Source organism: Allopusillimonas soli (genome assembly GCF_004153445.1).
Lineage (GTDB): Bacteria > Pseudomonadota > Gammaproteobacteria > Burkholderiales > Burkholderiaceae_B > Allopusillimonas > Allopusillimonas soli.
In genome coordinates this window covers 899,856-922,742 of sequence record NZ_SDQC01000001.1, presented here as the reverse complement: position 1 = coordinate 922,742, position 22,887 = coordinate 899,856, and the positions used below count along the sequence as shown (strand labels likewise).

The 22,887-nt window shown below is 55.9% G+C and carries 21 protein-coding genes and 1 pseudogene; 16 read left to right on the top strand and 6 right to left on the bottom strand.

Going from position 1 to position 22,887, the window contains the following annotated elements; all coding sequences use genetic code 11:
• The first annotated feature begins 119 nt into the window (after positions 1 to 119).
• Positions 120 to 950, top strand: coding sequence for an IclR family transcriptional regulator (locus tag ERD78_RS04315; RefSeq protein WP_129967998.1), 831 nt, complete (start codon positions 120 to 122; stop codon positions 948 to 950).
• 205 nt (positions 951 to 1,155) lie between these two features.
• Here the strand turns inward: ERD78_RS04315 and ERD78_RS04310 are convergent, their stop codons facing one another.
• The gene (locus tag ERD78_RS04310) at positions 1,156 to 1,617 is read right to left on the bottom strand and encodes a VOC family protein (RefSeq protein WP_129967997.1); all 462 of its coding nucleotides are present in this window, start codon (positions 1,615 to 1,617) and stop codon (positions 1,156 to 1,158) included.
• Between the two features lie 301 nt (positions 1,618 to 1,918).
• Between ERD78_RS04310 and ERD78_RS04305 the strand changes: the two genes are divergently transcribed.
• From ERD78_RS04305 to ERD78_RS04275, 7 genes are all read left to right on the top strand, one after another.
• Positions 1,919 to 2,374: a cupin domain-containing protein gene (locus tag ERD78_RS04305; RefSeq protein WP_218940754.1), complete on the top strand. Its 456-nt coding sequence runs from the start codon at positions 1,919 to 1,921 to the stop codon at positions 2,372 to 2,374.
• Between the two features lie 43 nt (positions 2,375 to 2,417).
• Positions 2,418 to 3,320 (top strand): dihydrodipicolinate synthase family protein, encoded by a 903-nt coding sequence (locus tag ERD78_RS04300; RefSeq protein ID WP_129967996.1) that lies wholly within the window; start codon positions 2,418 to 2,420, stop codon positions 3,318 to 3,320.
• Positions 3,313 to 4,077 carry an IclR family transcriptional regulator gene (locus tag ERD78_RS04295; RefSeq protein ID WP_167668836.1) on the top strand — a complete coding sequence of 255 codons (765 nt, stop codon included), beginning with the start codon at positions 3,313 to 3,315 and terminating at the stop codon, positions 4,075 to 4,077. The genes ERD78_RS04300 and ERD78_RS04295 overlap by 8 nt, the downstream gene beginning before the upstream one ends.
• Positions 4,078 to 4,122: 45 nt before the next feature.
• The gene (locus tag ERD78_RS04290; RefSeq protein ID WP_129967994.1) at positions 4,123 to 5,196 is read left to right on the top strand and encodes a TRAP transporter substrate-binding protein; all 1,074 of its coding nucleotides are present in this window, start codon (positions 4,123 to 4,125) and stop codon (positions 5,194 to 5,196) included.
• A 69-nt stretch (positions 5,197 to 5,265) separates the two neighbouring features.
• A complete protein-coding gene (locus ERD78_RS04285; protein ID WP_129967993.1) occupies positions 5,266 to 5,787 on the top strand; it encodes a TRAP transporter small permease in 522 nt (173 codons plus the stop codon).
• Entirely contained in the window at positions 5,780 to 7,066 is a 1,287-nt protein-coding gene (locus ERD78_RS04280) for a TRAP transporter large permease (RefSeq protein WP_167668835.1), read from the top strand. The genes ERD78_RS04285 and ERD78_RS04280 overlap by 8 nt, the downstream gene beginning before the upstream one ends.
• 135 nt (positions 7,067 to 7,201) lie before the next feature.
• A complete protein-coding gene (locus tag ERD78_RS04275) occupies positions 7,202 to 7,789 on the top strand; it encodes a BPSL1445 family SYLF domain-containing lipoprotein (RefSeq protein WP_245152322.1) in 588 nt (195 codons plus the stop codon).
• Between the two features lie 134 nt (positions 7,790 to 7,923).
• Here ERD78_RS04275 and ERD78_RS04270 read toward each other — a convergent pair whose 3' ends face one another.
• Complete coding sequence (locus ERD78_RS04270) at positions 7,924 to 8,865, bottom strand: LysR family transcriptional regulator (protein ID WP_129967990.1); 942 nt, start codon at positions 8,863 to 8,865, stop codon at positions 7,924 to 7,926.
• 85 nt (positions 8,866 to 8,950) lie between these two features.
• Here ERD78_RS04270 and ERD78_RS04265 point away from each other — a divergent pair, with 85 nt between their 5' ends.
• Positions 8,951 to 10,171, top strand: a complete 1,221-nt coding sequence (locus ERD78_RS04265) for a CaiB/BaiF CoA transferase family protein (RefSeq protein WP_129967989.1) — start codon at positions 8,951 to 8,953, stop codon at positions 10,169 to 10,171.
• 49 nt (positions 10,172 to 10,220) lie between these two features.
• Positions 10,221 to 11,189, top strand: coding sequence for a Bug family tripartite tricarboxylate transporter substrate binding protein (locus tag ERD78_RS04260; RefSeq protein WP_129967988.1), 969 nt, complete (start codon positions 10,221 to 10,223; stop codon positions 11,187 to 11,189).
• Positions 11,190 to 11,269: 80 nt separating this feature from the next.
• Here the strand turns inward: ERD78_RS04260 and ERD78_RS04255 are convergent, their stop codons facing one another.
• The 3 genes from ERD78_RS04255 to ERD78_RS04245 all read right to left on the bottom strand — a co-directional run bounded on the left by ERD78_RS04255 (position 11,270) and on the right by ERD78_RS04245 (position 14,680).
• Entirely contained in the window at positions 11,270 to 11,782 is a 513-nt protein-coding gene (locus ERD78_RS04255; RefSeq protein ID WP_129967987.1) for a GAF domain-containing protein, read from the bottom strand.
• 9 nt (positions 11,783 to 11,791) lie between these two features.
• Entirely contained in the window at positions 11,792 to 12,754 is a 963-nt protein-coding gene (locus ERD78_RS04250; RefSeq protein WP_129968345.1) for a Bug family tripartite tricarboxylate transporter substrate binding protein, read from the bottom strand.
• Between the two features lie 90 nt (positions 12,755 to 12,844).
• Positions 12,845 to 14,680: a gamma-glutamyltransferase family protein gene (locus tag ERD78_RS04245; RefSeq protein ID WP_129967986.1), complete on the bottom strand. Its 1,836-nt coding sequence runs from the start codon at positions 14,678 to 14,680 to the stop codon at positions 12,845 to 12,847.
• A gap of 206 nt (positions 14,681 to 14,886) precedes the next feature.
• Between ERD78_RS04245 and ERD78_RS04240 the strand changes: the two genes are divergently transcribed.
• The 3 genes and pseudogenes from ERD78_RS04240 to ERD78_RS04230 all read left to right on the top strand — a co-directional run.
• Positions 14,887 to 15,792: a LysR family transcriptional regulator gene (locus ERD78_RS04240; protein WP_245152321.1), complete on the top strand. Its 906-nt coding sequence runs from the start codon at positions 14,887 to 14,889 to the stop codon at positions 15,790 to 15,792.
• 57 nt (positions 15,793 to 15,849) lie between these two features.
• Positions 15,850 to 16,947 carry a hypothetical protein gene (locus tag ERD78_RS04235; protein ID WP_129967984.1) on the top strand — a complete coding sequence of 366 codons (1,098 nt, stop codon included), beginning with the start codon at positions 15,850 to 15,852 and terminating at the stop codon, positions 16,945 to 16,947.
• Between the two features lie 11 nt (positions 16,948 to 16,958).
• A pseudogene (locus tag ERD78_RS04230) lies at positions 16,959 to 17,660 on the top strand (oxidoreductase); the annotation flags it as partial.
• A 35-nt stretch (positions 17,661 to 17,695) separates the two neighbouring features.
• On the opposite strand, the gene ERD78_RS04225 reads toward ERD78_RS04230, so the two are convergent.
• Positions 17,696 to 18,481: an enoyl-CoA hydratase gene (locus tag ERD78_RS04225; protein WP_129967982.1), complete on the bottom strand. Its 786-nt coding sequence runs from the start codon at positions 18,479 to 18,481 to the stop codon at positions 17,696 to 17,698.
• A 257-nt stretch (positions 18,482 to 18,738) separates the two neighbouring features.
• On the opposite strand from ERD78_RS04225, the gene ERD78_RS04220 reads away from it, so the two are divergent.
• From ERD78_RS04220 to ERD78_RS04210, 3 genes are all read left to right on the top strand, one after another.
• On the top strand, positions 18,739 to 19,422 hold the full coding sequence (locus ERD78_RS04220) for a response regulator transcription factor (RefSeq protein WP_129967981.1): 684 nt from the start codon (positions 18,739 to 18,741) through the stop codon (positions 19,420 to 19,422).
• Positions 19,415 to 20,731 (top strand): sensor histidine kinase, encoded by a 1,317-nt coding sequence (locus tag ERD78_RS04215; RefSeq protein WP_167668834.1) that lies wholly within the window; start codon positions 19,415 to 19,417, stop codon positions 20,729 to 20,731. Before ERD78_RS04220 ends, ERD78_RS04215 begins: the two co-directional genes overlap by 8 nt.
• A gap of 155 nt (positions 20,732 to 20,886) precedes the next feature.
• Positions 20,887 to 22,875, top strand: a complete 1,989-nt coding sequence (locus tag ERD78_RS04210) for a TonB-dependent receptor domain-containing protein (RefSeq protein ID WP_129967980.1) — start codon at positions 20,887 to 20,889, stop codon at positions 22,873 to 22,875.
• Positions 22,876 to 22,887: the final 12 nt, after the last annotated feature.

Sequence of the window (22,887 nt, the reverse complement as noted above, 5' to 3'; positions counted from 1 at the left end):
TACGGAGCAATCCAGAAAGTTGGATCGCTATGCGAAATGAAAACCGCTGCATCTGCTTTGTTGCCTTATTCTGTTTGTCATATCGAAACGGCCGACTACTCCTCAATTAGGGGCATCGAATGAGCGACTTGTATACCGACCCGGCACCGCGTGATCGATATTTATATGAAGACGATCGCCAATTTGCGACAACTTTGGCTCGCGGTCTTGACCTTTTACGATGCTTCTCTCCATTCAATCCCGAGTTTGGAAACAAGGAATTGTCGGATCGCAGTGGTCTGCCAAAACCGACCGTATCCCGCCTTACTTATACGTTGACCTGCCTGGGTTATCTGAAACAGGATAAGGTGTCGCGCAAGTACCGTCTTGGATCCGCTGTGTTATCCATAGGTTATCCCCTGTTGGCCAACTTGCGTATTCGACAGATCGCCAGGCCTTATATGCGCGAATTGGCCAACTATGCGAAGGGCTGGGTATCGATCGGAATCAGAGACAGGCTCAATATGATCTATATAGAGTCTGAACGCTCGAATAGCATTCTGCGTGCTAAGCCGGATGTTGGCCAGAGCTTTCCGATTTTGGTTTCGTCCATGGGGCGTGCATACCTGGCCAGTTTGCCGGAAATGGAGAGGAATGCCCTGCTTAACCAGATCAAGGTAAAAACGCCCGATCTATGGGCGAAATATGAACGCCAGATTGGACAGTCAATGGAGCAATACAAGATGCGTCGTTTTTGCACGCGGCACAGTGATTTTGTTCCAGATGCACATTCTGTGGGTGTGTGTATGGCGCCGATTTTTGATAATGAACAAATTGCTTTCAATTGCGCTGTTCCGATTTATTCGCTATTGCCTAATCAACTAGAGCAGGAGATCGGGCCGAGGCTTGTTCAAATGGTTCGAAGGATAGAGGCGGTAATTCAGGAGGCCAAAGCTCAACAGGTGGCTTGAATCGTCATTGGTTTCATTTTGGCGTAACTGGTCTGCCAGCGCGCTATCCACATTTGCAAGCATGGGTGCATTTGCAAGTGCGTTGAATGTACCAAACACAAATGACGGTTCCAGCGGTCAGCAGTGACTCATCCGGCATCATCCGCAAACCTGCATGTTACTGGCTCCAGCAGGATCTGGGAGGCCAATGCTGGCGGTCACCCCATCAATGCCAGCCCTCAATCGTAAGACCGCTGGCCAGCTCGGCCTCCTCACGCGACACGTGACGCACAGTCTGGCCGAAGGTCCACACATGGCCTTCCGGATCTCGAGCCCGATAGGTGCGGTCGCCATAGAACTCGTCCGAGGGTTCCTTCAGGATGACGGCCCCCGCTTTCCTGGCCTGTTCACAATGCTCGTCGATAGCATCATGCATACGCACGTGTATCGACTGCGTATTCTTACCGTCAACAGAAGACGGGCTTGCTGTGAAATCGGCCCATTCGGCTCCGACCATGATGTAGCCGTCCCCATACTGCATTTCAGCGTGGACCAGCTTGCCGTCTTGATCCTTGATGATCATGCTGCTTTCAAAGCCAAACGCCTCGCTCAGCCAGTCGATTGCCGCTGACGGATCTCTGTAAAACACGGCCGAGCCCAGGGCCGGGCGGCGAAATGGATCATTCATGGCGATCTCCTTCTCGGTTCGGAATATCTTGACTATTTCACTGCGCGGGAAAGTATTAGTCAAAGGCCGGTTGAACTGTGGCCGCCAATGACATCCGTCTCGATGAGGCTTGCAGTCCGTGCTCCGGTACTCCGCCATGCATTGCAGTACGCAATTTCACGTTCGTACTGTAAAAACACCATTTTCCATCCATATTTTTCCCAATAATGGGATTTTTATGCTGAAAAAGGATGATTGAATCTTGATCACAATATTGCTGCGATGACAAACTAAAAACGTACTGGTTGTAGTGAACTTGTCCATGAGCAAAGGAGATTCAGTGGTGGGGAAGCAAATTCATTTCCTGGCATACAAGGAGTTGCCGTCTGTCAGTCGCGGTGTGGGGATAGTCAATCATCCGGTGGCGACCGCCAAACAGGGATCGACGAGAATTCATTCGGGCTTGACGGAATTGCCCGTGGGCGCGGCCGTTCCGAATCATAGTCATCCGAATGCCGAGGAGCAGGTAACTGTATTGAAAGGCAAGGTGAGGATCAAGATCGGCGATAAACAGCGGGACTGTGAGCCATATGACTCGACGTTCATTTCGGGCGATGTGCCCCACGAGTTCAGCAACATAGGCGACGAGCCAGCGCTGGTGATGGTGATTTACGGTGTGCTGCGTGACCAGAATGTCACCAGAACCTTCACCGAAAGTGGCATGACGGTAGAGATCGGTTCCGATCTGGACCGTTTCCCGGCGCCGGAATCTGCCTGATTGTTCCGTGCTTTCTTAGTGCCTTTATTCGAGAGGTACCTCCATGTCCAAAGCGGAAAAAGACTCGGGCGGGCTCTACTGCTATCTGGCGACGCCATTCAACGAGTCAGGCGGTATTGATACAGGCGTGTTGGCCGAATATACGGCGCAGATGATTGCGCATGGCGTGGTTGGCGTGACTTGCCTGGCTAGCACTTGCGAAGGCCCCTACATGACGGAGCAGGAGCGATTGACGGTGTTGGATACGGTGGCGAAAACCGCGTCGGGAAAAGTGAAGATCAATGTGGGCATAGGTGGGTTATCGACGCTTCAGGCAACCGAGGCGGCCAGGCAGGCCAAGGATCATGGGGCTACGAGTCTCATGCTGGAAATGCAGCAATACTTCCCTGTTTCCTTCGAGGCAGCCTACCGGCATTTTGATGCGGTGGCGCAGGCTTGCGATGTGCCAATCAGGCTTTATAACCTGACCTTGCCTACCGGTTTTGATTTCACACCCGATCGCATTCTGGCAATGTCTTCGATAGGCAGCATCCTGTCTATAAAAGACGCATCCAACGACGTTTTCCGCTTGCGCGATATACGCATGCTGTGCGGCGATCGCTATACCTTGTACTGTGGTTTCCATTACCAGGCTCTGGATGGGTTCCGGCTTGGCGCCCAGGGCTGGGAAGTCATGATGCATCCTGCCATAGCGCAGCCGCTGGTCGCTCTCTACCAGGCGCTTGTGCGGGATCCATGGAGCGCCGAATCCTCGGAACAGTACAAGATGCTTCAACCCTTGTTCTATTTCTTCAAGCAATACGGGGTGCCGCAGTGCATCAAGGAAATTTCAAGGCGATCAGCGCTTGTATTTGGTGAGGTGAGAGCCCCGCTGCAACCGCTGACTGATGCGGCTAAACGCCGTTTGCACACGATTGTGGATCAACTGGAAGAGTGCTGTGTCTGACGATGGACGATCATCCACGCTGAACGGATTTCTGGTGCTGGAAGCGGTAGCGGCTTCCGACAAACCGCTTAGCATCAGACAAATAGAGGATTTGACCGGTCTGCCGCGTTCAACCCTTTATCGGGTGGTGAGGACACTGGTGCACGCCAGGGCGCTGATGTTGGAGCCCGGAGGGAAAAGCTATTCCGCCGGCGACAGGCTGATTGCGCTGGCCAGGGAGGTAAATACGCACAGCGTCCTGCATAACGAGCGGCATACGATCCTGAAGCTGCTGGTCGACGAGATAGGAGAAACATGCAATTTCACCACGCTGGATGCGACTGACGTGGTGTATGTGGACCGGGTGGAGGCGAAATGGCCGCTGCGCCTGCATTTGGAGTCGGGCTCTCGAGTGCCTCTGCACTGTACATCAAGCGGAAAGCTTTTCATGAGTTATATGCCGGCGGATCAGCGGCGCACTTTGTTGAAAAGGCTTCCGCTCACGCCCTATACGGAAAAGACGATTACCGATGCAGCCCGACTGGCAAAGGAATTGACCGCCATACGCAGTGCGGGAATAGCCACCGACGACGAAGGCTATTTATTGGGGCTGATATCCGTTGCAGTGCCGGTGTTTGGAAAAAACAGGAAGATCATAGGAGCGGTTGCGGTGCATGCCCCAAGGGCCAGGCTGGAGCTGGACAAGGCCTTGGAATATGCCAGTTTGCTTAGGCGCGCGGCCAGCGATATAGGAAGCATTTATCGACGATTTAAGTAACGAGCGAAACTGATTGTTTGTCCATAATAAACAGGAGACACAGACATGAAAGAAACAAACCTTACCAGCCGGCGTGGTTTTCTGCGCAGCAGCCTATGTCTGGCAGGAGCAGCTTCCTTGGGCGTCGCTGTTATCGGGAAAGCGAGTGCAGCATCACGCCACAAAATGCTATTTGCTCATACATTCACAAGTGCGAGCGAACAGTATGTGGTGACCGGAATCGATCTGTTCAAGGAGCTTGCCGAAAAATACAGCGACGGCGCACTACTGGTGGATGTGCACGAAGGAGGCAAACTGGGAGGCCAGACGGAATTGCCGCAAAAGGTCCAGTATGGCGCGGTGCAGGCTTGCCATGTGTCAATGCAGAATTTCACACCTTACGCCGAAGTGTACAACCTGCTTGATCTGCCATATCTGTTTCCTTCCACATCGGTTTTCAATCGGTTTTTATCCAGCAAGGAGTTTGAGGCCTCGAGGTTTGGCACAGATCCTTTGAAGAAGGGCCTGAAGATCCTTCCGGGCATGTGGACGAACACGGGTTTTCGGGTGCTCTGTACCAGCAAGCGGTCCAACCGGCCGATTCGCTTGCTGAGCGATTTAAAGGGCATCAAGCTGAGGGTAACCAACTCCAAGGTGGAACAGCAGACCTTCAGCCTCACGCCTGCGAGTCCTGTATCCGTGAACTGGGCGGAAACCTATCAGGCGATGCAGCAAGGCGCAGTGGATGCGTTGAATGTCGGATTGGGGCCGTTGACGGCGAATCGCATTCATGAGGTCGTGGGACATGCGAGCCGCACGAAGCTGAGCTTCAATGCCCATGTCGCCATGGTTTCGCGCAAATGGTATGAAAAACTCCCTGAAGCTGTTCAGCATGCCATCGACAGGGCGGCCGCGGAATGCTGGGAATATCAGAAGCGAGAACAAGATAAGGCCGACGAGCGCATGTGGAAGGATTGGGAGGCGGCGGGCATTCAGGTCACTGATTTGACCGAGGACGAGCACGCTCAGTGGGTGGACGCCATTGGGCATCAGCGGTCTGAATGGGATTCCTGGAAGAACCGTTATGGCGTGGATTTGTATGAGCAGATCCTGGCCTACGTCAAGCAGTCAGCGGTCTGAATCAAAGACACTCTGTCTATGTAGCCTCTATGCGACTATTCGCCGTTGCCGGTGAAAAAGGGAGAAAACATGCTAAGTCGGATCTGGAAAGCCTTGGATGCCAGGCTGGAGGAATGGCTGATAGTTGCCTGCTATATGTATCTGGTGCTCATTATTCTGGTCGAGGTTGCGCGCCGATATGCCTTTGGTGATTCAAGCGAATGGGGTGAAATGACGGCGAGATATGCGTTTGTGTTCCTGGTATATGTATCCACCGCCCATATATCGAAGCACAGAAACCACATTCGCGTCGATCTATTGCCCAGCACATTGTCAGACAAGGGCAGGTTCTGGCTGTATCTGTACTTTGATTTGCTGAATTTGATCCTGGTGGCCTTGACCGTGTATTACTCGGTACAGGTGATGAAACTCCAGATCGAGAACGACACGCTCATGACAGGCCTGGATTTGAATATGGCGTTTGCACAGGCCGCCTTACCGGTTGGCTTCCTGCTGCTGGGCTATAGGGTGATACAGCGGTCGCTGATCATGATCAGGGAATATAGGGCGACTGGCGTGGTTGCCCTGGATGGAGGGGCTCAAAGTGTTTAGCGATACGGCATGCGTTTCCTTGATCGCCATGCTGATGGTGATCCACTTGATTATCGGCGCGCCCTTGTTTCTGGTATTAGGATTGGGGTCCCTGGCAATGGTCGTGACAGTGGGCGTGTACTCAATAGAAATCATTGGCCAAGTACCATTTACAGCCATCGATAACTGGGCATTGCTTGCCATGCCTTTGTTTATTCTGACCGGCGACATCATTTCGAGCGGCCGGGTGGCAAGGGCATTGACGGATCTCGGGGAATCTTTGCTGGGATGGATGTACGGCGGACTGGGAATGTCTACCATCGGCGGATGCTTTTTCTTCGCTGGCACCAGCGGATCCAATTCCGCCGATACTGCGGCAATTGGCAAGATCATGATTCCATCGCTGCTTGAAAAGGGGTATGAGCGGCCGTATGCCGCCGCGCTCTCCGCGGCTGGAGGCTGTCTTGGCATTATTGTTCCGCCCAGCTTGATATTCATCATATATGGCGTTGTAACTTCCACCTCCGTTGGCGATCTGTTCTTGGCCGGCATCTTCCCAGGCGTCCTGATGGCCTTGTGCCTGTGCGTAGCGAATTACATATCTTGCCGATACATGAAATGGGGCGCACAGAGCAAGACGCCGTTCTCGGGCAGCAAGCTTGCGAAAAAGGCTTGGGCAGCCCGGTATGGCCTGCTGGCGCCGGCGATTATCTTGGGGGGAATTTATTCGGGCATATTCACGCCAACCGAATCGGCCGCAGTGGCGGTTGCTTACTGCCTGATAGTGGAAATATTCATCACCAGGGCTGTCCGATGGAGTGAAGTGCCTAGGTTGTTCTTCCGCAGCGGCATCATTACGGGCCTCATCGGACCGATCATCGCGTTTTCGATCCTATTCGGCGAGGTCATGTCGGTATTGCGCGTGCCTGATGCGATTGCGCAATACATGATATCAGCTCACATGGGAATGGTAGGCACCATGCTGATGATCATGCTGCTCTTGATTGTGTTTGGCTGCTTCATGGAAACCATGGCGTCCATCATTATTCTGATGCCCATTCTCATGCCTATCGCCCATTCCATGGGCGTAGACATGGTGCATTTTGGCGTTTTTGTGGTGTGCACGCTCACGATCGGCTATATCACTCCTCCTGTGGGCATCAATCTATTCGCGGCTTCGGCAGTGAGCGGCGTGCCTTATCTGAAGATTGCCGCCAGAATTTGGCCTCTATGCCTGGCCTTGGTGGCAGCCGTGATCATCATAGCTTTTCTGCCAGGCTTGTCGCTGTGGTTTCGATAGTCGTTTTCTCCAGTCGGCAGCAGCCGGGGTGGCGCGAGTGGCCGGAAACTTGATAGCATCTGATTGCTAGCATCTGTAATACAAAGCAATTATGTTATTCCCGACCATCTCATGGAGAATACGATGCATGAACAAATGAAATCCCGAAAATTGATTGCCGCGGTTGCCCTCGGTGTGGCCACGTTGGCATTTTCGGGATGTACAACGACGTTTCCACAAGGAGGAGAGAAGACAATAGCTGAAAAGCACGCCACGATTGACTCGCGTGCTGATAATGTGCTGAATCGTCTTTACGAGGCCTCCCCGGATGCGAAGTCGGCGGTGGCGAAGGCCAAGGGCGTGCTGATCTTCCCGAAGATAATGAGCGGTGGCCTCGTCGTGGGCCTGGAGCATGGAGATGGCGTACTGAGGGTCAATGGCCAGAACCAGGGCTACTACACCACGGCGAGCGGATCAATAGGCCTTCAGGCTGGGGTGCAGTCCCGGGCAATGGTGTTGCTGTTCATGACACAGGAAGCGCTGGACGATTTCCGGAACAGTGAAGAAGGTTGGACGGTTGGCGCCGGCGCCACTGTGGCCGTCGCAAAGATCGGTGCCAATGGTTTGATCGATTCGGATACCCTCACCAAGCCCGTGGTGGCGTTCGTCATGACCAACGCTGGCCTTGCGGCGGGCGTGTCGCTGAAAGGCACGAAGATCACCAAAATGGAGGAGGGGCAGTAATCCAAGTAATAGCCTTGCCTGCCCCGGGGTGTCTGCCGTGGATTTACAACTGTTCAAGTTATAGTTCAACGGAAGCCCGGGCGGGCTGTGGATATTTTTAAGCCCCTCCTTATCCAGACCTTTGTGGTGCGCGCTTAGTCGACGGCCTGGCGTACTAGGGCGTCGAGAGCGCGCATTTCTTCAATTACGATCTTGAACACTGCTTTTGACGCGTTTGAGAGAGGGTGCTTACGGGTTGTGTCTACAAATGCCGTCTGTTGGATGACAGGGTTTGTGATGGGTGTCATGGCAAGTATGCCGGATCGAATTTCCTCGGCCACGGCATGGTAAGGCAGGAGGCTGTAGGCATCGCAATTTACTATCGCTTCCCTTATTAACGTGCCGCTGGTCGCCTCAAGCACCACATTCAGACGCAAGCCGCGACGGTTGCATGCTTCATCAAGATAAGATCTCATGCCATTAGGCCGAGCTGGCAGCACGAGCGGCAGGCGGGCTATCGCTGCCAACTTCAGTGATTTCCTGTCTGAATCGAAGCGGCCAGATCTACCCACCAGATATATAGGCGCATGCAGAATTGCATCGTGTACATCGCGTTGCGTGGGTCTGTATCGATTGAAAATGCCTATATCCGCGCGGCCCTCTGCCAGCATATTTTCCACTTCGCCGCTATAGGCCTCGACTGCTTTCAGCCGAATGTCTGGATACGTGACCAGCATGCGTCGCAAGACCCTGCCTATAAGCGGGCGAGACAAGCCTGGAAGTACGCCGATCGTCACATTGCCGGCCGGCCGGCTGCGCTGAGCCGAGACGTCATCCACCAACTGGCTGGCTGTTTGCAGCATGAGCTGCGCTCGCGGCAGGATTGCATGCCCGATCTCCGTAAGAGACACACCGCGCCCAGTGCGATGAAACAAGCGGCAATCCAGCAGTGATTCTAGCTGCGATACCTGCCGGCTAAGCGCTGATTGCGCCATGCCCAGGGAACTGGCTGCACCGCTGAGACTGCCGTGCTCTGCGGCAGCAACAAAGCAGCGAACATTCTTTAGGTCCAGAAGCGGGCTATCTAAATCATGCATGTCTGAAATCCAGGATATGCGGGTTCTCGTAGGCTGATTCCATACCTATACTCAGCATGACTATTATTTCATTGAAGCAATATAAATGTCTGAAAATGGCGATCCATCCACATTTGCCGGTCCCCTGAATGGGCTGCGCGTGCTTGATATGTCCACCGTTTATGCGGGGCCGTTTGCTGCCACCTTGCTGGGCGACCTCGGCGCGGAAGTGCTGAAGGTGGAACAGCCGGGCCAGGGGGATTCGCTACGCGGCCTGCCGCCGTACAAGGACGGTGTGCCCTTATGGTGGAAGGTGACCAATCGGAACAAGCGTGGCGTCACCATAGATTTTCACCGCCAAGAAGGCCTTGATCTGCTTGCAAAGCTGCTGCCTCGATACGATGTTCTGGTGGAGAATTTTCGGCCGGGAAAACTGGACAGCTGGGGTATCACTAAAGCCTGGATCCATGACATAAATCCCGAACTGACGATTCTTAGGGTAACGGGTTTTGGCCAAACAGGGCCATATAGTCATCGGCCAGGTTTTGCCCGGGTTTTTGAGGCAATGACGGGCTTCACGAATATCTGCGGCGAGGCGGATGGGCCGCCCTTGCATCTCGGTTTTCCCATTGCTGACGCTGTGGCAGGCTTGTTTGGTGCTGTGGGTATTCTGGCAGCGCTGTATCAGCGCCATGCAAACGGAGCCCTAAAAGGGGAAGAGATTGATTGCTCCCTGATGGAGTCCATGTTTCGAATCATGGAGTTCCTGCCTATTGAGTACGATCAGCTAGGCATAGTTCGCCAGCGTTCCGGCAGTTTTAGCCAGTATGCCGCGCCCGGAAATATCTACAGAACACGCGATGGCAAGTGGGCGTCCATTGCCGCTTCAACACAAAGCATTTTCGAGCGACTCTGTCGAGCATTGGGGCGTTCAGAACTGATCGCCGATGAGCGGTTCTTGACCAATCCCATGCGGGTGGCACACCGCCAGGAGATTGATGAAATTATCCGTGACGAAATATCCAAGCATTCGATAGCGTCGCTCTGTGACATTCTGGATGAACATGAAGTTGGATTCAGCCCCATTTACGACATTGCTGATATTTTTCAGGATCCGCACTTTGCCGCTCGCCAGGCCCTCGTAGCGGTACCCGATGATGAACTGGGAACCGTGCGCATGCAGAATGTCGCTCCAGTTTTTAGCAACTCGCCTGGCGCAGTGCGCCATGCAGGCCCATATATCGGGCAACACAACGATGAGGTCTTCGCATCGCTGGGACTCAGTCAAGAGGAAATCACATCATTGAGGGAGTCCGGCGTGATCTGACGTTGCCAATTCTTCGGCTATAGACAAGAAACCACTAGGAGACAATGAAATGGGGAAATTCAATAAATGGGTGGGTGCCGGTATTCTTGCAGTAGCGGCCACAGCGCAGGCCTGGACAGCCTATCCAGAAAAACCTGTAACGATGATAATCGGATATCCGCCCGGCCAGGCCACCGATATAGTGGGCCGCTTGGTGGCGGAGAAGCTTTCGCAAAGGCTGGGGCAGCCATTTGTCGTTGAAAACAAGCCAGGGCAGGGAGCCAGCCTTGCCCTGGCGCAGCTCGCCAAGGAAAAACCTGACGGCTATACCATGGTGCTTTCGGCCACCGCAGCCTACGTCACCAATCCACATCTGTATAAATCCGTTGGCTACGATACGCTAAAAGACTTTCAACCTATCGGCACCCTTATCGACTTCCCGCTTGTGTTGGTTGCCCGTGCTGATGCTCCTTTCAGTGATTTCAAAAGTTTCGTCGCGTATGCAAAGCAACATCCAGGGAAACTGAACCACACATCGTCGGGTAGCGGGACTTTGTCTCATCTGGGCATGGAACTTCTCCAACGCGAAACGGGTATTGAGCTGACGCATATTCCGTATAAAGGGAGCGCAAGAGCCATGACGGATATGGCTGCTGGCAACGTTGATGTCGGAATAGAAACGGTTACCGTAACCAAGCCCTTTATCGAATCAGGCCGCCTCAAGCTGCTCGGCGTCACAGTGTCTGAACGGCTTAAGCTTTATCCCGACGTGCCAACGCTGGCTGAACTTGGCGTTAAAGACTTCAATGTCGCGGCATGGTTGGGCATGGTACTTCCAGCCGGCACGCCCGACGCATATGTCAAGGTAATCAACGCGGCCTTGCAATCAATCTTGCAGGACCCGGAAGTCGCTGCAAAGCTCGAATCTGTGGGTGCTCTGCCGCGTCCTTCCAGTCCCGAAGAATTCGCCGACCTTTTAAAACGTGAATATGAAACCTGGGGAGAAATCGTAAAGCAGTCTGGTGCCAAGGTGGATTAGCCCAGGCGATAGGGGCATAAAGAACATGAGCATGATCTCTGAGATGCATTGTCGAAGGGTGGTATTGCTGCGGCGCCACCCTACGGCAATGCATCAAACAAAAATCCCGGTGTAATCAGCAGCCCCGCCAGTTGCGCCCACTGGATCATTCCGGAATCGACTTTTTCAGATCGCATCAGTAGATTCAGCGTTCCCAGGCAGGCATGCCTTGCCACGATAGGGACGTTGATCACGGATCGCAGGCCCAAGGCATTGATGGTGGTGTGATCATCGAAAGACTGCCGGATGTCATCCACTCCTTGTCCAATGAACAGCCGGCGTTCGTGTAGCACATGGCGTCCCCAGGCCGTACCTGCCTTGTCCTTGCTGTTTCCAACGGGATACGACGATGGATCCGAGCTGTACAGTCTCGTCAATCGCTCATCCCTGGCTTCGTAGCGATTCACCGTGCAAAGCGACTGTTTCAGGACTTCGCGCAGACAGCCGTCGATGGCGGAGAACAATGCATGCGAATCGCCGTTGGCGCAAGCGCGCGTGACTTCGTCCAGATTCCTCAAAGGGATGCGCGCAATACTTGTACTACTGTCAAACATCTGCCAGCCTTATTCGATCCGTATGCCCAGATCGCGCACAATCTCGTCATATTTCTTGGCATCGCGGGCCAGATCCTGGGCAAACTGCTCGGGCGTACTGTCAAGAACCTGTACTGCCATGCCTTCCATCTTTTGAACGACATCGGGATCTTTCAGCGCCTTGTTGATTTCCGTATTCAGCCGGTTCACGATATCCGGCGGCAATCCCGCGGGGCCAAAGGCGCCATACCAAACCGCCAGTTCATATCCGGGCACGGTTTCGCCTACCGTTGGCACGTCGGGCAGCGTGGGTGCGCGCTGCGCCTCCGTAACGGCCAATAATTTCAGCTTGTTTTGCTTTACAAAAGGCAGGGATTGAGTACCCGCGGTAAACAGCAACTGAGTCCGGTTGCCTACGGTATCGAGCGCGGCGGGGGCGCCGCCTCTGTAGGGGACATGCAGCATCTTGATGCCGGTAGCTTTCTCGAACATGGCGGCACTCAGGTGATTGGTCGATCCTGGGCCGGCCGAGGCATACGCGATGTCACCGGGCCTGGCCTTTGCATAGGCGATGAACTCCGCGACATTGTTCGCAGGTACGGAAGGATTGATCACCATGGTGTTGGTGACAAGAGCAAGCTTGGCGATAGGGGTGAAGTCTTTCACGCCGTCAAAAGGCATGTTCGAGTAGAGTGCCTGGTTCATAGTGTGCGTGCTCATGGAGCCCACCAGCAATGTGTATCCGTCGGGCTTGGCCTTCGCGACGATATTGGAGCCTACATTGCCGGATGCGCCTGGGCGATTTTCCACCACAAAGGGTTGCCCCAAGCTTTTGCCCAGGTGCTCGGATAAGACGCGCGCAAGAATATCGGTGGAGCCGCCGGGGGCCCAGGGCACAATCAGTGTTACCGGTTTATCGGGCCACGCGGCGCAGGCCACCGAGGAATAGGCGGCAAGCAGCGCTACGATGGCCGCATTGGCAGCTTTGCGCATATTAAATAACATGTTGGGTCTCCTGATTGGTTGGTTATTGCTTGTGATTGTCTGGTGTATAAGTTGTCAGCAGCCGCAGGCTTGCGATGTTCAGCGCCCTACAGCGTAGCCCTGCATGCCGCGCGGATTGGCGCCGGCACGAAGCACAAGGCGCCCAGCCTTGTCGTGTTGGCGGGTGCAAGCGCTTATCCTTCCTTCAGACCATGGACCGCCCACCGTGACGTCGTGGCCTGCCGCGGCAAGCCTGTCCAGTTCGTCGGAAGCGAAGCGCGATTCAACGACAAGGCGATTTGTTTTCAGGGTTCGGGGCCAGAATGAAGCAGGATAATGCTCGACGTGCCAGGCAGGCGCGTCAATCGCCTGTTGCAAGTTCATACCCAATACGGCGTGCCGTATAAAGAAGGCCAGCGTCCATTGGTCCTGCTGGTCGCCGCCAGGGGTGCCGAACGCCATATAAGGTTTCCCGTCGCGAAGTGCCATACTTGGCGACAGCGTGGTGTTGGGCCGCTTGCCGGCTTGAAGGCGCCCCGGCACCCCCTCGTCAAGCCAGGTCATCTGCAAGCGTGTGTTGACGGAAAAGCCAAGGCCTGGAACGGCGGGACTGGAGGATAGCCACCCGCCGGACGGTGTGGCGGAAACCATGTTCCCAAACTGGTCGATTACATCTATGTGGCAGGTGTCCCCGACAAAGATTTCGTTATCCAGCCAGGAGTCCACAGGAGGCAATTCGGCGAAAGTGGGCTCGCCAATGCCGAACCGCGCATCCGCGCGCGCCAATGCACGCCGGGATACCTCCAGGTCCGGAAGCCGCGGCTCCCGGCCTAACGGTTTTCCCGGCTGCAGCGTCTTTGACGCCTGAGGCGTCAACGTCTGTACGCGGGCTTTCGCGTAGGCTTCGGACAGCAGGGCATCCAGGGGAACGTCCGTGTGGGAAGGGTCGCCATACCACGCCAGGCGGTCAGCCATTGCGAGCTTGGCAACCTCGGCAATGCAATGTACGAATCGAGCCGAGTCTGCCGCGTGGGTGGCGATGTCTGTATGTTGCAGCATTGCCAGCTGTTGCAGGAAAACAGGGCCTTGCGACCACGGCCCGCATTTTGCAACGGTGTATCGGCCGTACTCGATAGTTACCGGTTCCTCGTAGCTTGCTTTCCAGTCCGCCATATCCGATAGCCGGAGCAAGCCGCGGTGCCGCTCTCCTGTGCAATCGATCACGGATTCATTGCGATAGAAACCGTCTATGGACTTTGCCACGAAGCCTTGGTACCAAAGAGATAAAGCGGCATCAATGCGCGCCGTGCGATCCGTGCCCTGGCTTGATGCTTCTTTCAAAATGCGCGCATACATGGCGCCGACGGCGGGATTGCGAAATAGCGCGTTGGGCTTTGGCACGCGGCCACCAGGCAGCCAGATTTCCGCCGAGGAGGTCCAGTCATTGCGAAAGAGGCTTTCCACGGCGAGGATCGCTTGCACGATACGGGGCACCAAGTGAAAGCCATTGTTGGCATATTCGATGGCGGGGCGCAGTACATCTTCCAGCTCCCATGTGCCGTAGTCTCTCAGCATGGTGAGCCATCCCCCGAACGCGCCCGGTACCGTTGCCGGCAGAAGGCCTATGCCGGGGACCATTTCCAGACCTTGGCGCTGGAAAAAATCAGGCGTTGCGAGTGCGGGAGCGGTGCCTTGCCCGCAAATGACGCGCATGCGTTGCTCCGCCTCGCTCCATATCATGATAGGCGCTTCGCCGCCTGGGCCATTCAGATGAGGCTCGACAATTTGGAGCATGAATCCGCCCGCGGCAGCTGCATCAAAGGCATTGCCGCCCCGTTCCAGTACGCTCATTGCGACTTGCGACGCCAGCCAGTGCGTGGACGATACAACGCCAAAAGTACCTTGTATCTCGGGTCTTGTCGTGAACTCGGTCATGGGGGAATCCAGCTTGCGAAGGATTTAAAAAGTATATCCACTTAAAATAACCATGATTGATTAAATAATGATAAATCCATAACCACTTAGTTATCTCAAGGGCGAAAATGGCAAACGAGATGGAAGCCCGCCATTCAGAACCAAGCCCGCTGGGGCAAGACGGCTCAGCGGAGCATGCGGCGGCAAGAATTATTTCCAGGATGAAAATGCGTCATCTCGAGATGCTCAAACGTGTCGGGCAGCACGGATCGCTGACGCAGGTGGCTCGGGAGGCAGGCATTACGCAGCCCGCTGTCACCAAGACGCTTGCTGAAATCGAATCTCTTTTTGGTGCACCGCTATTCGTTCGTTCAGGGCGTGGATTGGCGCCAACCGAGATGGGTAGGCTGGCCATGCTGAAGGCCAATCACATGCTTCACGAACTGCACCATTGGGCCTGTGAAATGGAGGCGGTGCGAAAGGGGCGTAGTGCACGCTTACTGATCGGCGCGGTACCATATATATCAGGTACGCTGCTTACTGAGGCCGTAACGCAGCTCTATGAACGCCATAACATTGTCATCGCCATCAAGCAGGCGACCACCGATCAGCTCGTGCAGGCGCTATGCAACCACGAGTTGGATTGCGTCCTGGGGCGTGCCTCAGCTGTCGCCGGCCGTGACAAACTGTGGCATGAAGTGCTCTATACACAACGTCCGGTGCTGATAGGGCACTTGGATTTGATCAAGCGCCTGAAAGGGCGCAGGCTTGACTGGCGCGCGCTGGCGGCAATCAACTGGATACTGCCGTCGCCTGAGACGCCGGTTGGCGCCAAGATGGCCGAGCTTTTCACTCAGGCGCAGGTGCCCGTGCCGCTTCCTATCATCGAGACTTATGCCATTGACGTGATGCACGGCGTGCTAAGCAAGAACGATAATGTGATTTCAGTGGTGCCCGAGGACATTGCGCGAGATATGATGCGGCGCGGGGCAGTGGGCATTCTCCCCTGGAAGATGGATTGGGAGTTGCCGCCGCTGAGTCTGATAAGGCGTGTACGCCATACGCCAATGGATGCAGAAGAGAAGTTTTCCCGGATCCTAAAGCGCCTTTGCGGCCATGCGCAGGAATGCTAAAGGTATTGTGTAACCGAGCCATTTGTACGTTGAGCGAAGTTGCCTAGGAGATACGTTATGTATTATGGATCGTTGCGCATTCTCTGCTTATATTTTCTTGTGGGAGCCGCGCCCGCTGCAGCACAGTTGGCGGGGCAACAGCCTGCTGAAGCACCGGCACGATTTCAGTACGATGCCCTTGATCTGGTCGTGCCTGCCGGTCAGTTGCCCGACGGTCCCGACTCCTTCGAACGCCATTACGCCCGGGCCTTGGACGAGTTTTCGCATACCGCTTCGCTTGCGCAGCGGCGCGCAGAGGCGGCGGTCAAGCGCGAGACCGCACTGCGAGCGTTGCGCGGCGCAGATGCGGGGGCGAGGATTCTGGACATGATCAGTGGTGAAGCCGGAAGCTTGTTGAGCCAGGTAAATCCGGTGGCTGGAATGGTGTTTGACATGGCCATGGGTGCGGTGCGCAAGGAGCGTGAAGACGGTGCAAGGAAGGCGGAAGCTTTGGCTCAGCAAGCCGAAGATAATCTGCGGCAGGCGGAACTGAACAGGCCCAGGCTCAGGCGTATTGCGGTATGGGATCGCTGGCTGCGTGTCGATGACCTTGATGATGCGAGTGCGGTAATCTACAAGCCTGATGTGGGCGAATATCTGGTGCTGGATACGCGCGAGAAAACATGGGTCAGGCTGGCTGGAGCACCTGAGCCTGACGAGATTGCGGCGTCCATTGCCGACGACCCGGCGCGATGCAATTACACGCCTCAACGTACTGTTAAACAGCTCCCGTCCAAGCGCATTGGCGGGCATGATGCCCTGGGTTATCGGGAGATTGAATACTTGCCCGGCGGTACGCCGGATGCAGCGATTGCCATGGAGTTCGTTTCTTATGTTTCCAGGCAGCGGATACCGGATGAGATTTTGACGCTGCTTAATGGCATGCCTTCATGCCCTCCGGATACCCCCGCCGGACGAGTGTCGGCGGTACCCGACGCCTATGTCACGCTCTATCAAAGCATGGTAGTGCGACGCGCCGGATCCCTGGGAAAGCAGACGCCGCCTGATACGGATATGGACGGCATGCTTGGTTTTGAGCAACACCTGCACATATTGTCGGAAACTGATCGCGACGCCTTGTTCATGGTGCCGCCGAGCTACCGGCAGTTGCAGTGAGCGTTCTCTGGGCTCAGGGGGAGGAGTCGCCGTCAGCACTTGATGAAGCGGGGCTTGCGCAGGTAAGGGCGCAGTTTGTCGAGGCAGCAATACGCGCTGTGCGACTGGGGCTGGACGGCATCGAAATTCATATGGCGCATGGTTACTTGCTCCATCAGTTTCTTTCGCCTCTGGCCAATAGTCGTGCCGACGAGTATGGCGGAAGCCTGGAAAACCGGATGCGCTTTCCGGTAGAGGTCTTTGACGCCGTGCGCGCCGCCGTGCCTCGCGAAATGCCGGTATGGGTGCGTGTTTCGGCCTCGGACTGGGTTGATGGCGGCTGGGATGTATCCAGCACGATCGCCTTGGCAAAGACGTTGAAGAGGCATGGTTGCGCCGCCATTCATGTTTCCAGCGGCGGTGTATCGCCCCTGCAGAAGATAGAACTGGGCCCGGGATACCAGCTAGGGTTTGCCGAGAGAATCAAGACTGAAACCGGCATGATCACGATCGCTGTCGGGCTCATTACGGATGCCGGCCAGGCTGAAGCCATTGTGGCGGAAGGGAAGGCAGATGCCATCGCAATGGCCCGGGCCTTGCTTTATGATCCCAGGTGGCCATGGCATGCCGCCGCGACGCTGGGCGCTCAGGTTGTTGCGCCAAAGCAGTATTGGCGTTCGCAGCCCCGAGCGTTGAAGGATCTGTTCATTGACCAGCATTTCGGCCAGCGCTGAGGGTGCCGCGGAGAAACGTGCGGCACTCCGCTTCTTTATTTGGCTTTGTCTTCCTTGTTTCGCACAAAATCGGCCATATACTTCTGAGGTTCGCCGGTATTGAACGCCGCGCCAAATTCGCGCACGCTGTTGTCGATGGATGTCTGCAGAGGCTCGTCCTCCCATTCACGCATCATGCGCTTTTGCTGCGCCAGCGCCTTGGGGCCCAGGCCTGCCAGCATGGTGCTTATGCGGTCTATCTCGACGTCCAGTTCCGCCACCGGAACGACGCGATCGACCAGGCCAAACGATTCGGCCTGTGGCGCGTCGATAATTTCGCCAGTCAACAACATCCAGTTGGCCCGGGCCTTGCCGATGAGGCGCGGAAGCAGGGCAGCGTGGATCACTGAGGGAATGCCGACCTTGACCTCAGGCATGCCAAAATGCGCAGTATCCGCCGCGATGCGCAGATCGCAGGCGATAGCCAGCTCCAGGCCTGCGCCCAAGCACCAGCCGGGTATGCGCGCGATGACTGGCATGGGCAGTTGGCGGCAGGATTCACACAGCAGTCGCAGACGCTCTATGAATGCAGTTGCGCTCTGCTGGTCCAGCGCCGCCATTTCCTTGATGTCGGCCCCGGCTACAAAGGCTTTGTCTCCCTCGCCGCGCAGGATCAATACCCGTATGTCGCCCTGGGCGGCCACGGCATGCAGTGCGGCCGTCAGCGCCGTCACAACAGGTGTGCCAAGAATGTTCAGGCTTTTTGCATTGCGGATGGCTAGTGTCGCCACGCCATGTTTGCTTACTGTCAATTGTGCATGTTGCTTCCACTGGTCTGCCATGGCATGGGCCTCTGCGTGTAGGGATGTGAGTGGATTGAATCATACTTGCACGCCCCGAGGAAATTCCGGTTTCGCGCCCGGTGGCGGGGACATGCCGCGCATGAATCAGAAATAGGGCGTTAGCAGGGTGTCATCCAACGCCAGAACCGGCGCGGCGGAAGAATAAGGATTTACACGTAATGCGAACGAATATCAATAATATTATCAATTGATATAATGCCAGCATTCCCTGATCGTAATCTGACGGCTATCGCGCGATGAAACTCCTGATCGTTGAGGATCACGACCAGCTCAGGTGGCTGTTGGGCAATCACCTGCAGCGCTGCGGTTTTGAGGTCGATTTTGCCGAGACCGGCTGCCAGGCGCTGGCTTGCTTGAAGGCGGTCAGGTATGACGCCCTCATTCTCGATCTGGGTCTGCCCGATATGGACGGCGGCCAGATACTTACCGCCCGCCGCGTGGGCGGCCTCCATATCCCGCCATGCATTGTGCTGACCGCTCGCGATGCCCTGCAGAGCAAGCTCGACAGTCTGAATGCGGGCGCGGACGACTATGTGCTCAAGCCCGTGGATATCGCTGAGCTCGAAGCGCGCATAAAGGCCGTACTGAGGCGGACTGGGCGAGCCTTTGTCACACTAAGGCAGGGTAATCTCTCTTTTGAGCCACAGTTTCGCCACGCGACGGTCGATGGCCGGATGCTTGAGCTGGCGCGCCGGGAAACCATGCTGCTTGAGGAAATGCTTCGTACGGCGCCGCGCATTGCCATCAAGGATCATCTTGAGGAGCGTATTTATGGCTCCTGCGAAGCGGTAACCCTGAACGCCATTGAGGCCTTGGTGTCGCGATTGCGGCGCAAGCTTGAGGCGGCCGGCTCGACGGTGCGCATCGATACGGTGCGCGGTGTTGGCTACCGGCTTGTCGCGGCGGATCACAATGTGTGATCGCAGTCTTCGCTGCCGGGTGCTGATATCGCTATTGGCCGTTCTCATGCTGGGTTTTGGCGTCTTGGCGCTGTATCTGTACGATACGCGCGATGAGCTGCGGCGCTGCGTCATGTTCATTCAGGCCCAGGAAATCGGTGCTGGCATGGACGCGCAAAGCGATTTCAGCAAGCTGCCCAAGCATTATGCGGGCGGTGAGCTGTCCTACACTTTGTATACAGCTGATGGCAAGGCGCTATGGCATTCCGCGAATCTGGAGCGCCCGCGAAAGCTGCGCAGAGGCACGCTCGAGGAGGAGCTCAGCCTGTTCCGCGCTCCGGTGAACAGCGGCCGTATCATCAATGTGCCAGTCACCCTGTCCGATGGTTCAATTCTCATGGTGGCCAAGGAAGACAGCATGGAGCGCAAGCTGATTGGCGACCTGCTTCGCATGCGTGCCATGCGCGGTCTGCTGCTCCTTGTCCCTTTCTGTTTGCTGGCTACGGGCTTGCTGTTTGTCCTGATGCAATGGACACTGCGGCCCATAAGAAAGGCTGCGCGGCTTGCCGAAGGCATTGGTCCCCATGACCCCGAACGACGCATACCGCTGCGCAAGCTGCCGGGAGAAGTCCTGCCGCTTGCGCGCGCAGCCAATGAGGGGCTCGATCGGCTGGCGCAGGCCTATGCCTATGAACAGCGCATTGCCGATGATGCGGCACACGCATTGCGAACGCCGCTTGCCGTGCTGGATCTTCGGCTGCAAAAGTGCCGCCTGGAGGGTGCCGCCGACTGGCCCGCCATCAATCGGGAGTTTGGGCTGATACACAAACTGGTCAATCAACTGCTGGCCTTGGCACAGCAGGATCGAGTCCAGGCTGGCACCGTGCCGAGCGATGCCCGCACTAGTCTTGCGCGTGTCGCGCGCGAGGCGGCGGCTACGATGATTCCGCTGTTCGAAGCGCATGGACGCAGCATCGTGGTGCGGTTGGATCAGGATGTCATGGTTCGAGGTAGCCCCGATTTGCTGCGCGAGGCGATACGCAACGTACTTGAGAACGCGCTGTATCACGGTGCCGGAACGGTGCGAATGATTCTGTCGAAGGCGCAGCAAGACGCGCCCACGCTGGATATCCAGGATGAAGGGGCGGGGGTGCATCTCGAAACCCAGGAAATCATGTTCCAACGGTTCAGGAAAGGCCGCGAAGCCAGCTCCGGATCTGGGCTGGGCCTCGCTATCATTCGAAGTACGCTGCGCAACGCGGGCGGCGACGCGCACTTTGTCTCCTCTGACCCTTGCATCATGCGGCTGGCTTTTCGCCGGGCCGGCTGATTCCTGACGCCATTCCGTTCTCCTTTTCGATCGAAGGTCTTCGTCAGACTGTGGTCAGCATCCATCGATACAATCCGATTCAATTAATAAAACTGATTCGTATTTCCATTTTCGATTGATGTAAAGGCAAGCAAGCTTGCCGCAAGAGGGGAAAAATGATTGATCGCCGACCAGGCCGAGAACGTTCGCGGGCCCGAGCCTCCTGCGCCTATATTGGCGCCGCAATGCTTGCCGGCCTGACTATGCCGGTTCATGCACAGCAGCAGACTGACGTACCCACATTGTCCAATGTGGTCGTGACAGCCTCCGGATTCGAGCAGATGATCGCCGATGCGCCTGCCACAATTACTGTAATTCCCAGGGAAGAACTGGAGGGCAAGGCTTACCGCAATATCACCGACGCCCTGCAGGATATTCCAGGTGTTTCGGTGGAGGGCGGCGCCGGCGGGAAGTTGGAGAGCACCCAGATAACAATCCGCGGCATGGGCGAGCAATATGTGCTTTTCCTGGTGGACGGCAAGCCCCTGGGCGCTTCCTCGGAGGCCTATTACAACGGGTTTGGCGGTGGTGCTCAGGTGAACTGGCTGCCACCCTTGTCGGCGATTGAGCGCATAGAAGTCATACGGGGCCCCATGTCCTCGCTTTACGGCTCAAGTGCCTTGGGCGGTGTAATCAATGTCATCACAAAGAAAGTGACGGACGAATGGATAGGCAATGTCACGTTGGATGCGACGCTGCAGCAGCATTCGGAATCAGGCAACGCGTATCAGGGTAGATATTATCTGAGTGGTCCGCTTGTTCAGGACAGGCTGGGCCTCACCCTATACGGTTCGCGGTATCAGCGGCGCGAAGACGAATTCGAGGCCGGCTATCCACAACAGCGCATTGTGAATAACAATGCGCGCTTGGACTGGGTGCTGAATGAAAGCCACAGCCTTCAACTTGAAGCAGGCCTGACAACGACGGACAACCAGCGCACGGAGAAGACCGGCGGCCCCAGTGACATGGACAACGAGCGCACCGTCTATGGCCTCACGCACGATTGGAAATGGGGCAGGAACATCAACACCAAGACGTATGTCTTGACTGAGGACGTCAAGATCGAAAACGGAAGCTACGACTCCACCTACAAATCCACGGTGCTGAACACCAAGACGCTTATCCCGCTCGATGCCCACATGATATCGGTGGGGGCGGAGTACAAGACTGAGGAGACAGATCACGACGAAAGCAGATTTCCAGGGTCAAAGTCGCTTAACCTGACGCGCTGGCAGACGGCCCTGTTCATCGAGGATGAGTACAACCTCACGGACGATTTCGCCTTGACCGCCGGCCTGAGATTCGACAAGAACGAGCACTACGGCACCCATCTGACGCCGCGTCTTTATGGCGTGTATCACTGGGATGACAATCTGGTTCTGAAGGGTGGCGTGAGCGGTGGCTATAAAACACCGACCTTGAAGCAGGCGGATGACAATATTGTGGAGCAGGCGGGGAGGGGGCGTTCGTGGGACATGGGCAATCCTGACCTGGAGCCCGAAAGCAGCACCAACTATGAGCTCGGGTTCGCATGGTCCTCGCCCCAGGACGTCAACTTCGGAATCATGGCGTATCACACCCGGTTCAAGGACAAGATTGGAAAGCAGTATCTGTGCAGTACGCCGGCGGGCGCTCCCCCCTCATGCACATACAATAGCGAAACCCGGTACAGCATCCAGCAGTACACAAACCTGGACTCGGCCATATTGCAGGGCGTAGAGGCCAGCTTCAGCATGCCGCTGGGCGCAGTAAGGCTGATTACCAACTACACCTACTCCGACAGTGAAATAACCAGCGGCCAGGATGAAGGCAAGCCGCTGAACAACACGCCGCGCCATATGTTCAATCTGGGCCTCGACTGGCAGGCCGGCGGCAGGCAGAACGTCTGGGGCAAGATGAAATACAAGAGCGATACCATAGACGGTGGCGAAGACCGCATTCCCTCATACACCCTGGTCGATGTGGGCACCACTTACAAATTCAGCAAGCACATTACCGGTTTCCTGGCTGTCTACAATGTGTTCGATAAACAAGTGGACAGCGAGCTTTTTGGCAAGACGCTTGATGGCCGCAGGTATTACGCGGGATTGTCGCTGGATTTCTAGCGGTAATGGCCA